Below are 15,348 nucleotides of genomic sequence, written 5' to 3'. Positions count from 1 at the left end.
TGATCCTATAACCTTAAGCAACACCGTTTGTTCAAGATACAATCACAACCAATACCACCTTCTTCCGATTTTGCGTTCGGCGCTTTAACCAGCGACGAGCGAACAAGTTATGCTTGGCGGCCATAGCGCTTTGGACCCACCCCTTCCCATCCCGAACAGGACCGTGAAACAAAGTTGCGCCGATGATAGTGCACTTCCCGTGTGCGAAAGTAGGTCACCGCCAGGCTCCCCATACCAAAAAACCCCAATCTACCTAAGATTGGGGTTTTTTTTCGTCTGTCATTTTATTCCTGCCCGAAGCGTAAATTTTGGCAGAGTAACCGCAGTTCCAGACCCAGCCTGTGATACCATTCGTTTCGGCGGGTCTCCCCGCATCGCAAGGTGGTGAACCTGGTCAGGTCCGGAAGGAAGCAGCCACAGCCATTTATTGCGAGTGCCGGGGTCAGGCTCGCCACTTTCATTTTCGGGCGGCTGCAGAGCGCTTCAGTCGGGCAGTCGTCCTGTCCAACCTCTTCACTACGTTCGCCGACCCATCGTGAATTCGACTTCTTTTTCTCCGACGATCGGTTTCGTGTCCCTTGGCTGTCCGAAAGCCTTGGTCGACTCGGAACAAATCCTCACTCGTTTGCGCGCCGAAGGCTACGAAATATCTTCGTCTTATGACGGGGCCGATCTCGTGGTCGTGAATACCTGCGGTTTCATTGATGCGGCGGTCGAGGAATCCCTTGATGCGATCGGTGAGGCGCTTGCCGAGAATGGCAAGGTCATTGTCACGGGCTGTCTTGGCGCGCGCGAAGGCTTGATCCGCGAATTGCATCCCAAGGTCCTGGCAATTACCGGACCGCATGCGGCTGACGAAGTGCTGCAGCATGTCCACACGCATTTGCCGCAACCGCATGACCCATTTACCAGTCTGGTGCCGCCGCAAGGCATCCGGCTGACGCCACAACACTTTGCCTATCTCAAGATTTCCGAGGGATGCAATCACAGTTGCACGTTTTGCATCATTCCGTCGTTGAGAGGGCCGCTCGTTAGCCGCCCAATCGGCGATGTGCTGCTCGAAGCCAAGAATCTGGCGGCCGCCGGTGTGCGAGAGTTGCTGGTTATCTCTCAGGATACCAGCGCTTACGGTGTCGATCTGAAATATCGCACCGGTTTCCACGGCGGCCGGCCGATCAAGACGCGGCTCAAGGAATTGTGCGAGGCGATGGCGGAGTTTGGTATCTGGGTACGCCTACACTATGTCTATCCCTATCCGAGTGTCGATGAGTTGATTCCGCTGATGGCCGAAGGGAAGTTGTTGCCCTATCTGGACGTACCCTTCCAGCATGCCAATGCCCGCATACTCAAAGCCATGCGGCGGCCGGCAAGTTCGGAGAACAATCTCGAGCGGATTCGCGCTTGGCGGGCGATTTGTCCCGATATCACGATTCGCAGCACCTTCATTACCGGTTTTCCCGGCGAGACTGAGGCCGAATTCGAGGAATTGCTGGCGTTCATCGAGGAGGCACGGCTTGATCGTGTCGGATGCTTCGCCTATTCGCCGGTCGACGGCGCCGAAGCGAATGCGCTTCCCGGCGCGGTTCCGGACGAGGTGCGCGAGGAGCGGCGTCGGCGCCTGATGGATGTCCAGGAGGATATCTCGGCAGAATTGCTGGCGGCCAAGATCGGCCGGGAGATTACGGTGCTGGTCGACGCCGTCGACGACGAAGGCGTCATCGCGCGGTCTTCGGCGGATGCGCCCGAAATCGACGGGCTTGTTTTCGTCAATGATTTCTTCGACGCCGAACCCGGCGATTTCCTGCAGGTACGGGTGGTCGATGCCGACGAACACGATCTCTACGCCGAACCTCTGGAGTAAATGATGCCCGGCGATACACTGATCGCGTCCTTGGCGGCCATCGTTGGTGATGAGCATGTGATTACCGTCGCAGCCGAAATGGTCCCGTTTCTGGGCGATTGGCGCGGGCGTTATCGGGGTGCAGCCCGCTGCATCGTGCGTCCGGCTAACACAGCTGAAGTGGCGGCAGTGGTGCGTGCCTGTTCGGCGGTCGGCGTGGCTATGGTGCCGCAAGGCGGCAATACCAGCCACTGCGGGGCGAGTATTCCGGATAACAGCGGTCAGTCGGTGCTGGTCAGTTTGTCGCGGTTGAATCGCATCCGTGACCTCGATGTGCCCAATAATACGATGACCGTCGAGGCCGGTTGTGTGCTGCAGGAAATCCAGGCGGCCGCTAGCCGGGAAGGACGTTTGTTCCCGTTGTCCTTGGCCGCAGAGGGGAGTTGTCAGATCGGCGGGAATCTGTCGACCAATGCCGGCGGCGTTCAGGTGCTGCGTTACGGCAATGCGCGCGAGTTGGTGCTCGGGCTTGAGGTTGTGCTTCCGTCCGGCGAAATCTGGAACGGTTTGCGCGGCTTGCGCAAGGACAATACCGGTTACGATTTGAAGCAGCTTTTCATTGGGGCTGAAGGGACGCTCGGTATTATTACCGCGGCCGTCATCAAGCTTTTCCCGCAGCCGAATGCGGTGGCGACGGCCTGGCTGGCGATTGCATCGCCGCAGGACGCGGTGACCCTGCTCGGCAAGTTGCAGGCGGGTTTCGGCGCCGGGCTGACCGCTTGCGAACTGGTTTCAGACATTTCGCTGGGTATGGTGCTCAGGCATATTCCGGAAGCGCAGGCGCCTTTGGAACGGAGTCCGTGGTATCTGCTGGTCGAGTTGTCGAGCTCTGGCGACGCTGACGCGTTGCGCGTGCAGTTCGAGGATTTTCTCGGCGATGCGATGGAAGCGGCGCTGGTCAACGATGCCGTGATCGCCCAAAGCGGCGAACAGGCCGCGCGCTTGTGGGATTTGCGCGAGCGTATCAGCGAAGCTCAGAAAATCGAGGGTTTCAGCATCAAGCACGATATTTCGGTGCCAGTGTCGCGTATTGGTGAGTTTCTCGATCGCGCTGGCGACGCCTTGAATGCGGCCTATCCCGGTATCCGTATCGTTGCGTTCGGTCATGTCGGCGACGGCAATCTGCATTACAACCAATCGAAGCCCGAGGCCGGCGAGAACGCGTCGTTCATGGCCTCCCAGACGGATGTCAATCGCATCGTCCATGACATCGTCCATACGCTGGGCGGAAGCATCAGCGCCGAACATGGGATCGGTCAGCTCAAACGCGAGGAGTTGCAGCGTTACAAGAGCGCAATCGAGTTGGATATGATGCGGGCGATCAAGCAGGCATTTGATCCGAAGGGGCTGATGAATCCGGGCAAGGTGTTGTGATCGGCGTTTGCCGGTAGAAGCGCGTGAATTGCTCGTAGAGTGCCGGATACGCTTCCAGCAGGCGTTCCGGCGTTTCAAAGAAGGTTTCGCTCATCACCGCAAAAAATTCGCCGGGGTTTTCGGCGGCGTAGGGGTCAAGCACGGTCTCTTCGTCATTGGCTTCCGCGATGTCGACCTCCATGCAGAAGTCTTCGTACGCCGCCAAGAGGATTGTCTCCCAAACCTGAGTGGACATCCCGGCAGGTAGCGGCGGGATGCCGTCCACTTCGCCGTTGAGCATGTCGAGTTTGTGCGCGAACTCGTGAATGACGACGTTGTAGCCGTCGCCGGCCATCTGTGCGTCGCTCCAGGAGATCAGAAGCGGGCCTCCTTCCCAGGCTTCTCCCGAGGCGACCTCGTCATACTCATGAACGACGCCGAACTCATCCTCGAGCGTGCGTGGAATGACGAATTCGTCGGGATAGACGATGATCCCGACCCAGTCCCGATAATAGCCGAGTCCGAGGTTGAGAATCGGCAGGCAGCCTTGGGCAGCGATCGACACACACATGGCATCGGTGAGTTGCAGACCACCGGCGCAGGTGAATTCCTTTTCGGCGAGAAAGGCTTCGGTCAGACGGCGCAGACCTTGTTTGGCGTCTGCGTCCAGTCGGTCGAGGAAAGGCAATGTCGAGACCGTCTGTTGCCAGAGTGCGTCGGGTAAGGGGGCAGCATCCTTCTTCCGGTTCAGCCAGCCGAGCAATCGGTTCAGCATGTCTCAGGTGTGCTTGCGCGATGTGGTGACATAGATTCCCAGGAAAATGAGGGCGATCCCGACAAAGTGGAAGGTCCTGGGGATTTCTCCGAGGAACATGGCCGAAAGAAGCGTTCCGAAGACCGGCATCAGGTGGATGAAGAGGCTGGCTCGGCTGGCGCCGACTTCCCCAACGGCTCGGTTATAGAAGACGTATCCGAGGAATGCCGGCAGGATGCCGGTGTAGGCGATCGCGGCAAAACTTGCGGGGACCAGTTGGATGTGCCGACCTTGCGACATTTCCCAGACGTAAGCCGGTGCCAGGGCGAGCAATCCGACTGCCGTGAATGCAGCAAGCATGAGCATCGGGTCGATGCCGGCCGGGCGCCAGTGCAGGCCGACCGTATACAACGCCCAGGTCGAGACGGCGAGCAGCATCCAGAGGTCGCCCAGATTGATGGTCAATGCCGCCAGCGTAGCCAGTTCTCCGCGCGCAACGATGACAAAGACGCCGGAGAGCGAGATGACTACCCCCAGCCACTCGATGCGTCCCAGGGGCTTTTTCAGGAACGCCCACGACAGGGCGATGGTGGCGACGGGAATGAATGAATTGAGCAGGAGCGCGTTGGTGGCCGTGGTGTGTTGCAAGGCAATGTAGGCGAGCGAGTTATAGCCGCCGATGCCGAGCAAGCCCAGTGCCACGATTGAGCGCCAGCCGCGCTTGAGTTGCGGCCACTGCGTACGCAGATGCGGAAGCGCCAGGGGCAGAGTCAGCAACAGCGCAATCGTCCAGCGCCAGAATGCCATGGTGAGCGGGGGGACATCGTCGCGAATCGCGCGGCCGACGACCATGTTGCCGGACCAGAACAGCGTGGTCAGCGTCAATAGCAGGTAAGGATGGTGAAAACGTTGAAACATATCGACGCGCAGCGCTTTGGCCTTTCAATCAAACCGGCATTATAGGGGATCGGGTTCGGCGATCGTTTATAATTACCGCATGGTTTCCGTTGTCCATTCCGTCGCCGCGCAGAGCGACTTAGAACATTCCCTGCAAACGCTGAGCGAAGGTCTCTCCACCGAGGAGACCGAGAAGATCCGGGCTGCCGCCGAATTCGCGCGCACCGTCTACGGCGATCGCCTGCTCGGTAGCGACGAAGGTGTCTGGCATCATGCCTTGGGCATGGCGCTGGTTCTCGTTGGCCTCAAGCTCGATGCTGATACGCGCGTGGCGGCCTTGTTGTTCGCCCTACCGACCTATGACGAACACGGGTTGACCAAGATCGAAGAGCGCTTTGGAGCGGCTGCCGCGCGTCTTGTCGGCGGGATTTCGCGCCTGCACGGTCTGCGCCCGATTACGCATGGGTTCGTCGCCCATTCGACGGAGAGTGGCGACCAGAATCCGAACGAAATGAAGGCGCAGATCGAGGTTCTGCGCAAGATGTTGCTGGCGATGGTCGAGGATATTCGCGTCGTCTTGCTGCGTCTGGCCTCTCGCACGCAAACGATGCGGCATTATGCGGAGTCGAAGGACGATCTGCGTGTCCAGGTGGCACGAGAAACGCTGGAGATTTATTCGCCGCTCGCCAATCGTCTTGGCGTCTGGGAACTGAAGTGGGAACTCGAGGACCTTTCGTTCCGATTCCTGCACCCGGACATCTACAAGAAAATTGCCAAGCAGCTCGACGAGAAGCGTGCCGAGCGCGAGCAGTTCATCGCCGATGCGGTGGCCCGCCTGCGCCAGGAACTTGAAAACGCCGGGATCGCCGATGCCGAGATCTACGGACGACCGAAGCATATCTACAGCATCTGGAACAAGATGCGCAAAAAGGGCGTCGATTTCTCCGAGGTCTATGACGTCCGGGCGCTGCGCGTCATCGTTGATAGCATCAAGGATTGCTATACGACGCTCGGTATCGTGCACAACATGTGGTCGCCGATTCCGAAGGAGTTCGACGATTACATCTCCAATCCCAAGGGCAATAATTACCGTTCCCTGCATACGGCCGTGCAGTGTCCGGACGGGCGTTCGCTCGAGGTTCAAATTCGTACCTGGGAGATGCACAAACACGCCGAACTCGGTGTGGCGGCGCATTGGCGCTACAAGGAAGGCAGCAAGTCGTCGCAAGGAAATTATGACGAAAAGATCGCCTGGCTGCGCCAACTGCTGACCTGGAAGGACGAAGTCGTCGACTCGTCGGACTGGGTCAAGCATTACAAGGAAGCGGCACTCGACGAGACGATTTACGTCATGACGCCACAGGGCCGGGTCGTCGATTTGCCGCGTGGCGCGACACCAGTCGACTTCGCCTACCGGGTGCATACCGATCTCGGGCATCGCTGCCGCGGCGCGAAAGTCGACGGTGCGCTGGTGACGCTCAACACGCAACTCGAAACGGGGCAGCGCGTCGAAATCGTTGTGGCCAAGCAAGGCGGGCCATCGCGTGACTGGCTCAATCCGGCCCTCGGGTACTTGTTCACACATCGCGCACGCGCCAAGGCGCGGCAGTGGTTTTCGTCGCGGGCGATCGAGGAGATGCTTGCCGATGGTCGTGCGATCCTGACGCGCGAACTGCAGCGGATGGGCGAAACTGGCGTGCGGGCCGACGATCTGGCGGATCGCCTCGGCTATGCCAAGACCGACGATCTGTTCATCGCGCTGGCCCGTGCCGATATCGGCCAGCGCCAGCTTCAAACGGCGATTCGCGGCGGTGAGGATGCATCGGACGAACGGCCGGCCGTCGAGGAGGTCGCGGTTCGCAAGCCGAAGGCGAGCAGCGTTTCCGACAAAGGCATTCTGATCGTCGGCGTCGATAAACTCCTGACGCAACTGGCGGGGTGCTGCAAACCCGCGCCGCCGGATCCCATCGTCGGTTTCGTCACCCGCGGCAAGGGGATTTCGATCCATCGTGCCGACTGCCCGAATTTTGGCCATCTCGAAGCCATGCAACCGGAGCGCGTCGTCGAGACGGAATGGGGCAGCGAGACCGATGGCGTTTTTGCCGTCGATATCATTGTCGATGCGCATGATCGTCAAGGCTTGCTGCGTGATGTGTCTGAAGTTTTTACACGCGAGAAGATCAACGTTATCGCCGTCAATACGCAGTCGACGCAAGGCGGGGCGCATATGCGCTTCACCGCGGAAATCGGCAATGTCGGCCAGCTCAAGCGAACGTTGACCTTGCTGCAGGACGTCAAGGGCGTGATCGGGGCGCGGCGGGCCTGATTCAGGGGCCATGCCGACGCGATATTCGGCTGTTTTTGGAGGTCTGCCATGCAGAACGGCGTGCACCCAGTTCCGCTCGAAAAGAGCTATTTGTTGCTCAACCACGGTCCGGTGACGCTTGTCGGCAGTGCCCATGCCGGTCGTTCGAATGTCATGGCCGCTTCCTGGGTAATGCCGCTCGACTTCGATCCGCCGAAAGTCGTTCTGGTCATCGATCGAAATACGCTGACGCGCGACTTGATCGAGGCGTCGGGTGAATTCTCTCTGAGTATCCCCTGTCGTTCGATGGCGTCGCAGGTGCTTGCGGCCGGAAGTCTTTCGGGACGGGACGGCGAGAAGGCGCCGCGCTGCGGCCTCGAGTTCTTCGCCGCTTCGCGCGTCGCTGCGCCACTGGTGCGCGGTTGCGTCGCCTGGCTCGAATGCCGTGTCATTCCTTACCGTGACAATCAGGATCGGCACGACCTCTTCGTCGCCGAAGTTGTCTCGGCACACGCCGATGCGGCGGTGTTTTCACAAGGACGCTGGCATTTCTCCGATGATCGTCAAAGAACGCTGCATTACCAGGCCGGCGGTGCCTTTTTTGTTACCGGCGAATCCTTCGACGCCAGCGAACAAGCGCTCGCCGGCGGCTGAGAATCTGCTGGCGGCACGCCGTTTCAGGGTTTGAGCAGTTCGATGAGTTCGTTTTGTGCCGAGTGCGGCGATTTGCGTGAGGCGCGGCGCAGATGATAGCCGCCGTTGGAATCCATTTCCCAGGCTTGCACGTTGTCGGTGAGATAGGTCTGCAGACCTTCGCTGATGACGCGACGCTTGAGTTTCTTGTCGAGCAGCGGAAATGCCAGTTCAATACGGCGGAAGAAATTGCGCTCCATCCAGTCGGCGCTGGAGAGATAGACCTTTTCCTGGCCGCCGGCGTAGAAGTAGAAAATCCGGTGATGTTCGAGCAATCGTCCGACGATCGATCGGACACGGATATGCTCCGAGAGTCCGGGAATTCCGGGGCGCAGCGCGCAGACGCCGCGAACGATGAGATCGATCTTGACGCCTGCTTGTGAGGCGCCATAGAGCGCGTCGATGACACCGGGTTCAAGCAGCGAGTTCATCTTGGCGATGATGCGTGCGCGCTGCCCGTTCCGGGCCGCGTTAGCCTCGGCTTGAATCGCGGCGACGATGTTCTGGTGTAGCGAAAACGGCGCTTGCCAAAGGTGATTCAGCGTTTGTGCCTTGCCGAGGCCGGTCAGTTGTTTGAATACCTCATTGACGTCGGCGCCGAGTTCCTCGTTGCAACTCAGCAAGCCGAAATCGGTGTAGAGCCGTGCCGTTTTCGCATGGTAGTTGCCGGTGCCGAGGTGAATATAACGGCGTAATTCGCCGCGCCCCTTGATTTCCTCGCGGCGGACGATCATCAGCATTTTGGCATGGGTCTTGTATCCGACGACGCCGTAAACGACATGGGCGCCGACTTCTTCAAGCTTGGTGGCCCAGCCGATGTTGGCCTCTTCGTCGAAACGCGCCATCAGTTCGACGACGACGGTGACTTCCTTGCCGTTCTGGGCGGCGCGCAGCAGCGACTGCATGAGTACGGAGTCGGTGCCGGTGCGATAGACCGTCATCTTGATCGCGACGACGTGAGGATCGGTCGCGGACTGATCGATCAGGGCGATGACCGGCGAGAAACTCTGGTACGGATGGTGCAGGAGGATGTCGTTTTTCCGGATGTCATCGAAGATGCTGTGCCCTTTTTGCAGCGCGCGCGGAAAACCCGGCGCGAAGGGCGTGAATTTGAGGTCCGGCCGGTTAACCCAGTCGGGGACCTGCATCAGACGCACGAGGTTGACCGGGCCGGCAACGCGATAGAGGTCGCATTCATCGAGACCGAACTGGGCGAGCAGGAAGTTCGCCATGGCGTCCGAACAATTGTCGGCGACTTCCAGGCGGACGCCGTCGCCGAAGTGGCGTTGCGGCAACTCGCCCTGGATTTTGGTGCGCAGGTTCTTGACTTCCTCCTCGTCGACGAACAGATCGCTGTTGCGCGTTACACGGAACTGGTAGCAACCGAGCACGCTCATGCCTTCGAAGAGCTCACCGACGAAGGCGTGCAGGATCGACGAGAGGAAAACGAAACCGTACTCGCATCCGCTGATGTCCTCGGGCAGCCGGATGACACGTGGCAGCACGCGCGGGGCCTGCACGATGGCGGCACCGGAGTTGCGTCCGAACGCGTCCTTGCCTTCGAGTTCGATGGCGAAATTGAGGCTCTTGTTGAGGACGCGAGGGAAAGGGTGCGAGGGGTCGAGTCCGATCGGCGTCAGCACCGGCATGACTTCGCGGAAGAAATAGCTGGCGACCCATTGGCGTTGCGCCTCGGTCCAGTCCGAGCGCCGCAGGAAACGAATGCTTTGTTCCGCCAATTTGGGCAGTACGTCCTCGTTGAGCAGGGCGTACTGTTCATCGACGAGCGCGTGTGCGTCCTGGCTGACCAGAGTGAGCGCCTGTTGTGCCGTCAATCCGTCGGTGGTGATGACGGTTGAATTGAGCTTGACTTGCTCTTTCAGTCCGGCGACGCGGATTTCGAAAAATTCGTCGAGGTTGCTGCTGACGATGCAGAGGAAACGCAGCCGTTCCAACAGCGGTGTCGCAGCATTCCGCGCTTGCGCCAATACGCGCCGGTTGAAGGCCAATATCCCGCGTTCGCGGTTGAGATAGTGTCCCGGCGCAAAGGTTTCGGAGCCGGCTTTGGGTATGTCGATGCGATGGGTCATGACGGTATTGAAGCAGGAATGATTGGCGCATGCAATTCGGCATATTTTGTTGCATCAGTGTGACAGCCGTATGACAGGGCCTCGCCGCCGCGGTTTTCGATCAAGGATCGCGGATGATTGTTGCCGCGCGAGTGTAGAATCGAGCGTTCGAATTCGTGTGAGGCAAGCCTACATGTCGCATGAGCAGGTCGCAGCCGTCGATCTGGGCTCCAACAGTTTTCATCTCCAGATCGGTCGCGTGCTGGACGATCAGATCTATTCCCTCGATACGCTCAAGGAACCGGTCAGACTCGCGTCCGGGTTGACGTCGGACAAGATGCTCGATGAGTCGGCGCAGCAACGTGCCCTGGCGACGCTGAGTCGCTTCGGCGAGCGTCTGCGCGGATTCCAGTCGGGGGCCGTGCGGGCGGTTGCGACCAACACGCTGCGGGTGGCGAAGAATGCCCGCGTCTTTTTGCCCCAGGCCGAAGCGGCGCTGGGGTTCCCGATCGAGGTGATCGCCGGGCGCGAAGAGGCGCGATTGATCTACATCGGAGCGGCCCATGCTTTGCCGCCGACGCGTTCAAAGCGTCTGGTCATCGATATCGGTGGCGGTTCGACCGAATTCATCATCGGCAAGAAGGTCGAGCCCTTGATGATGGAATCGCTCTACATGGGCTGTGTCAGTTATTCATTGCGCTTTTTCCCCGACGGCAAGGTCGACAAGCGCCGCCTGCTTGACGCCGAGGTGTCGGCCGCGCGCGAGGTTCAGCTGATCGCGCAGGAGTTCCGCCAGACCGGCTGGACGGAAACCGCGGCCTCTTCCGGAACCGCGCGCGCGATCGCCGACCTGCTGGAAATGAATCGGCTCAATCCCGGCGGCGCCCCGGGCATCACCCGCGACGGGTTGATGACGCTACGCGGCTTGCTGTTGCGTGCGGGCTCGGTGGCGCAGCTTCGTCTCGAAGGCCTGCGCGCCGACCGGATTCCGGTGTTGGCTGGCGGCATCGCCATCCTGTCGGCCATTTTCACCACGCTGGGCATCGAGCGCATGATCTATTCGGAAGGCGCGCTACGGCTCGGTGTGCTCTACGACCTGCTCGGGCGCTATCACCAGCATGACATGCGGGATGCGACCGTGCGGCAATTCATGCGTCGTTACCAGGTCGATCCGGGCCAGGCGACGCGCGTTCGACAAACGGCGCTGGCGCTGTTGGGCAGAATGGTCGACCTGACCCTGTCCGAACACGCAGGCGAACGGCTCCTGGTCGAATGGGCGGCGTCCCTGCATGAGATCGGGCTTTCCATTTCGCATAGCGGCTACCACAAGCATGGCGCCTACATCGCCGCGAACGCCGATATGCCGGGGTTCTCAAGGAAGGATCAGGAACGGCTTTCCTTCATGCTTCTCGGGCAGCGGGGGAAGCTCGAGCGCGTCAATTCGATCCCGGTGAGCGATGCGTTGTGGCGAACCGTTTTCTGTCTCCGTCTTGCCGCCTTGCTGCATCGTTCCCGTGACGATCAACCTTTACCGCCTTTCCGTCTGCGTCTGGTCAATGGCGATTTCCTGATGGAGCTGCCGTTGGCCTGGCTGCAGGACAATCCCTTGAGTGCGGCCGCGCTCGCCGATGAAGTGCAGACCTGGTCGCGGATCGGCCGCCGTTTCAGGATCCGGCGTCGAAGCGCGCTGGAGGGCTTGGGCTGATATGGCCAGCATCGATGCGCTGATTCGCGAAGGGAGCGGCGCCGTTCGCGTCGAACTCGTCGGCGATTGGACCCTCGCCAATCTGCCGATGCCCCTGTCTGCTCTGGAGTCGCGGCTGGCGGCACTATTGGCGCGCTCGCCGTGCTGGGATCTCTCCGGTATCGAGCGCCTTGACAGCGCCGCTGCCTTGCTGTTGTGGCGCGCTTGGGGGCGGCAGTGGCCGGATCAGGTGGCGGTGAGCGAATCCTTGCGTGCCGTCTTCGATCGTGCCGCTGCTGTACCGCGAGACGGCGCGTCGGCGCGGGCGGTCGATCCCTTGTTCTGGATCGTCGCCTTGGGGCGGGTCATGCTGGCCGCGGCGAGGAACCTTCGCGATCTTGTCACCTTGTTCGGTCAATTGGTGCTGGACGTCGGCTATTTGTGCGTCCATCCGCAGGACATTCCCTGGCGCGAGTTCTCCGCCAATATCTATCGCAGTGGGACGCAGGCCTTGCCGGTGATTGCGCTCGTCGGATTCTTGATCGGCATCGTGCTTTCGTTCTTGTCGGCGCTGCAACTGAAAACCTTCGGCGCCGACATCTATATCGTCAATCTGCTCGGTATCGCCATCATTCGCGAACTCGGTCCGGTGATCGTCGCGGTGCTTGTTGCCGGGCGCTCGGGATCGGCGATGACCGCGCAGATCGGTGTGATGCGTGTTACCGAGGAAATCGATGCGCTGGCGACGATGGGCGTGTCGCGCAGCCTGCGTCTTGTTCTGCCCAAGGTGGCTGCCTTGTCGCTGGTGGTGCCGCTTCTGGTCGTCTGGTGTTCGGCCGCGGGAATCGTTGGCGGCATGGTGTCGGCCAATCTCGAAATGGGGCTGGCCTACGGCTATTTCATCGACGCCTTGCCGCGCGTGGTGCCCTTGTCCAATCTTTGGATCGGGTTGGGCAAGGGGTGTGTCTTCGGCTTCGTCATCGCACTGATCGCCTGCCACTTTGGACTCAAGGTGCGGCCGAATACGGAGAGCCTGTCGCAACGCACGACAACTTCGGTGGTGTCGGCGATCACGCTGGTGATCATCGTCGATGCGATCATTGCCATTTTCACCCGCACGATCGGCATTCCGGGGGCTGGATGATGACGCATGAAGATGTGATGCCGTCATTGCCGGTGGTCCGGGTGCGGGGCGTGTCGACGCGTTTCGGCACGACGACGGTGCATCGGGATATCGATCTGGACGTGGCGGCGGGACAGGTGCTCGGGCTGGTCGGCGGTTCCGGTAGCGGCAAGACGACCTTGCTGCGCGAGATCGTCGGCTTGTTGAAACCCGAGCGCGGGTCTGTCGAATTGTTTGGCATATCTGTTTTCGATGCCGATCCGGTCGTGCGCAAGGCCTTGCGGCGGCGCTTCGGCGTGTTGTTCCAGCATGGCGCGCTTTTTTCGGCCTTGTCGGTCTATGACAATATCGCCTTCCCTTTGCGCGAATTGCGCGGACTGGACGAAGATCTGATCGGCGATCTTGTCCGACAGAAGCTCGCCATGGTCGAGTTGCTGCCAGCGCACGCGCATCTGATGCCGGCGGAACTGTCGGGTGGCATGGTCAAGCGCGTGGCATTGGCCCGGGCGCTCGCGCTGGAGCCGGAGTTGCTCGTGCTCGATGAGCCGACGGCTGGGCTCGATCCCGATCTCGCCGATAATTTCGTCAAGCTCATCGACATGCTGCAGCGACAGCTCGATTTTACCGTCGTCATGGTGACCCACGACCTCGATACGCTGGCGGGACTCGCCAGCCATGTCGCAGTGCTGGCGGAGCAGCGTATCATTGCCTGCGGGCGACCGTCGGAAGTGTTGGCGGTAGATCACCCGTTCATTCGTAATTTCTTTTGTTCGGAGCACGCGCTTGCCGCGCTGAGAAATATATAAACATGGAAAATCGTGCGCATGCACTCCTGGCCGGATTGTTCACGCTGATGCTCGGCGTGTCGGCGGTATTGGCGCTCTGGTGGTTCGGCGGCAAGAGCGAGGACACGCGCAGCTATCTCGTCGTCGCAACGAAGAATGTGACCGGCCTCAATGCGCAGGCGCAGGTGCGTTATCGCGGTGTCCGCGTCGGGCGGGTCGAACAGATCGAGCTCGATAGTTCCGATATCCGCTACACGCTGATCCGTATTCGCATCCGTGCCGATATTCCCGTTACCGAAGGGACTGTCGCCAAGCTCGGCTTTCAGGGGGTGACCGGTATTGCGCATGTGCAGCTGGAGGATTCCGGTACCCAGCCGCGTGCCTTGGCCGGTATCAACGGCAGTCTGCCGCGCATTCCGATGCGCGATTCTTTTGTGCAGGAACTCGCCGAGACCGGCGCCGAGACCTTGCACAATGTCCGTGACATCGTGGTCGGCATCAATCAGTTGCTGAGTCCCGACAATCGACAGTCGATCGCCCGGACACTGGCCAATGTCGAGGCGGCGACGGCGCAGACGCGGGCCATGTCGGAACAACTGCGAGTTCTGTTGTCGTCCGAAAACATCCGGCATTTGCAGGCGACCTTGCAGAGCGCCGAACGCGCGGCGGATCAGGTCGGGCCGCTGTTTGTCGAAACGCGGGCGCTGGTGACCAGCCTGCGCGAGGTCGGCGAGAAAGTCGATCGCTTGATCGGCGATCCGGTGACCGGCGCGTCGGGTGCGCTGGTGCCGGGGGTCAATGAACTGACCGGTGAACTGGCGACGACCTCGCGGCAATTGAACCGCGTGCTGCAGGTGCTGGAGGAATCGCCGCAGAGCCTGCTCTTCGGCGGACGGCGGATGGTGCCTGGGCCGGGAGAGTCCGGTTTCGTCACGCCGGCGGAACGAAAGGAAATGCGATGAGGCGAGTGCGGTACGTGCTGGCGGGAGGATGGATTCTGCTGTTGTCGGCCTGTGCCGTCGGTTCGCGTCAGTTGCCGCCGTCAGCGGTATATGACTTTGGACTTGCCGGCGCTGCCGGTGCCGATGGCGGCGCTTGGGTCGGGATTGCGCTGGAGGTCCGTACGCCGCCGTGGTTCGATGCCTTGAGCATCGACTATCGCCTGAATTATGACGACCCATTGCGTCCGCGTGAGTATGCCGACAGCCGCTGGGCTGCCAATCCAGGGGGCCTGATCGCGCAGCGACTGCGTCAGTCTCTTGGATTTCCTGCTGCCGGGGCGACATCGGTCTGTCTTTTGCGCATTGACGTGCAGGAGTTCTCGCACGTCTTCGACGCGCCGACCGTCAGTCGTGGGGTGCTCCAGGGCAGTATGACGCTGGTCGATGGCAAGCGACGCGTCGTCGCCGAGCGGCGCCTTTTCGTCGAACGGGCCGCGACGAGGTCCGATGCGCGCGGTGGCGTCGAGGCGCTGGTCCGAACGGTGTCCGGCTTCCAGGAAGAACTGGCAGCTTGGTCGCAAGCGCTTGGCTCGAATCCGGATGCCAGAGGGTGCTTTTCCCGTTCGCCGCCGAAGTAGGGCGTTCTTAGCCCGGATTCCATGCGCCGCGCCAGGATGGTGCGCGGCGCATCCCTGTTTTTCGCCCGGCACCGATTTGGGGTGTCCTGTGGCTATTCCAGCGGCAGTCGTTGTTCCGAATCCTTTCATATAAACGCTTTGGCGTATGCCGCCATTCTAGGTGCGGTTGTTGCTTTAGAGCCGGGTATGGGAGAACGGAGCATGTC

12 protein-coding genes, 1 rRNA gene and 1 other RNA gene are annotated in these 15,348 nt (G+C 60.5%); 11 read left to right on the top strand and 3 right to left on the bottom strand.

Annotated features, from left to right (window positions below; all coding sequences use genetic code 11):
- The first annotated feature begins 112 nt into the window (after window positions 1-112).
- From rrf to BLR25_RS18660, 4 genes are all read left to right on the top strand, one after another.
- Window positions 113-226 (top strand): 5S ribosomal RNA (gene rrf / locus BLR25_RS18675).
- Window positions 227-358: 132 nt separating this feature from the next.
- Window positions 359-456, top strand: an RNA gene (gene ffs / locus BLR25_RS18670) — signal recognition particle sRNA small type.
- Window positions 457-535: 79 nt separating this feature from the next.
- Complete coding sequence (gene rimO / locus BLR25_RS18665) at window positions 536-1,861, top strand: 30S ribosomal protein S12 methylthiotransferase RimO (protein ID WP_176785983.1); 1,326 nt, start codon at window positions 536-538, stop codon at window positions 1,859-1,861.
- Entirely contained in the window at window positions 1,862-3,274 is a 1,413-nt protein-coding gene (locus BLR25_RS18660) for an FAD-binding oxidoreductase (RefSeq protein ID WP_245715611.1), read from the top strand. It begins immediately after the preceding gene.
- On the opposite strand, the gene BLR25_RS18655 is transcribed toward BLR25_RS18660, so the two are convergent.
- Together BLR25_RS18655 and BLR25_RS18650 are read right to left on the bottom strand one after the other, a co-directional pair.
- Window positions 3,222-4,028 carry a M90 family metallopeptidase gene (locus BLR25_RS18655; protein WP_091939937.1) on the bottom strand — a complete coding sequence of 269 codons (807 nt, stop codon included), beginning with the start codon at window positions 4,026-4,028 and terminating at the stop codon, window positions 3,222-3,224. The two genes, BLR25_RS18660 and BLR25_RS18655, sit on opposite strands and share 53 nt — an antisense overlap.
- A 3-nt stretch (window positions 4,029-4,031) precedes the next feature.
- Window positions 4,032-4,925 carry a DMT family transporter gene (locus tag BLR25_RS18650; RefSeq protein ID WP_091939935.1) on the bottom strand — a complete coding sequence of 298 codons (894 nt, stop codon included), beginning with the start codon at window positions 4,923-4,925 and terminating at the stop codon, window positions 4,032-4,034.
- A gap of 79 nt (window positions 4,926-5,004) precedes the next feature.
- Here BLR25_RS18650 and BLR25_RS18645 point away from each other — a divergent pair, with 79 nt between their 5' ends.
- Entirely contained in the window at window positions 5,005-7,230 is a 2,226-nt protein-coding gene (locus BLR25_RS18645) for a RelA/SpoT family protein (protein ID WP_091939933.1), read from the top strand.
- 48 nt (window positions 7,231-7,278) lie between these two features.
- Window positions 7,279-7,863: a flavin reductase family protein gene (locus tag BLR25_RS18640; protein WP_091939931.1), complete on the top strand. Its 585-nt coding sequence runs from the start codon at window positions 7,279-7,281 to the stop codon at window positions 7,861-7,863.
- A 23-nt stretch (window positions 7,864-7,886) separates the two neighbouring features.
- On the opposite strand, the gene ppk1 is transcribed toward BLR25_RS18640, so the two are convergent.
- A complete protein-coding gene (ppk1, locus tag BLR25_RS18635) occupies window positions 7,887-9,992 on the bottom strand; it encodes a polyphosphate kinase 1 (protein ID WP_091939930.1) in 2,106 nt (701 codons plus the stop codon).
- Between the two features lie 172 nt (window positions 9,993-10,164).
- Between ppk1 and ppx the strand changes: the two genes are divergently transcribed.
- From ppx to BLR25_RS18610, 5 genes are read left to right on the top strand one after another with little or no spacing between them, the layout of a single operon-like run.
- Entirely contained in the window at window positions 10,165-11,676 is a 1,512-nt protein-coding gene (gene ppx, locus BLR25_RS18630; protein WP_091939928.1) for an exopolyphosphatase, read from the top strand.
- A 1-nt stretch (window position 11,677) separates the two neighbouring features.
- Complete coding sequence (locus tag BLR25_RS18625) at window positions 11,678-12,799, top strand: ABC transporter permease (protein WP_091939927.1); 1,122 nt, start codon at window positions 11,678-11,680, stop codon at window positions 12,797-12,799.
- Window positions 12,796-13,584 (top strand): ABC transporter ATP-binding protein, encoded by a 789-nt coding sequence (locus tag BLR25_RS18620; protein WP_245715610.1) that lies wholly within the window; start codon window positions 12,796-12,798, stop codon window positions 13,582-13,584. Before BLR25_RS18625 ends, BLR25_RS18620 begins: the two co-directional genes overlap by 4 nt.
- Window positions 13,585-13,586: 2 nt before the next feature.
- Window positions 13,587-14,525, top strand: a complete 939-nt coding sequence (locus tag BLR25_RS18615; RefSeq protein ID WP_091939925.1) for an MlaD family protein — start codon at window positions 13,587-13,589, stop codon at window positions 14,523-14,525.
- Window positions 14,522-15,142, top strand: a complete 621-nt coding sequence (locus BLR25_RS18610) for an ABC-type transport auxiliary lipoprotein family protein (protein WP_143009927.1) — start codon at window positions 14,522-14,524, stop codon at window positions 15,140-15,142. Before BLR25_RS18615 ends, BLR25_RS18610 begins: the two co-directional genes overlap by 4 nt.
- The last annotated feature ends 206 nt before the right edge of the window (window positions 15,143-15,348 follow it).

It is taken from the genome of Propionivibrio dicarboxylicus (assembly GCF_900099695.1).
Lineage (GTDB): Bacteria > Pseudomonadota > Gammaproteobacteria > Burkholderiales > Rhodocyclaceae > Propionivibrio > Propionivibrio dicarboxylicus.
This window is presented reverse-complemented; position numbering and strand designations above follow the sequence as displayed.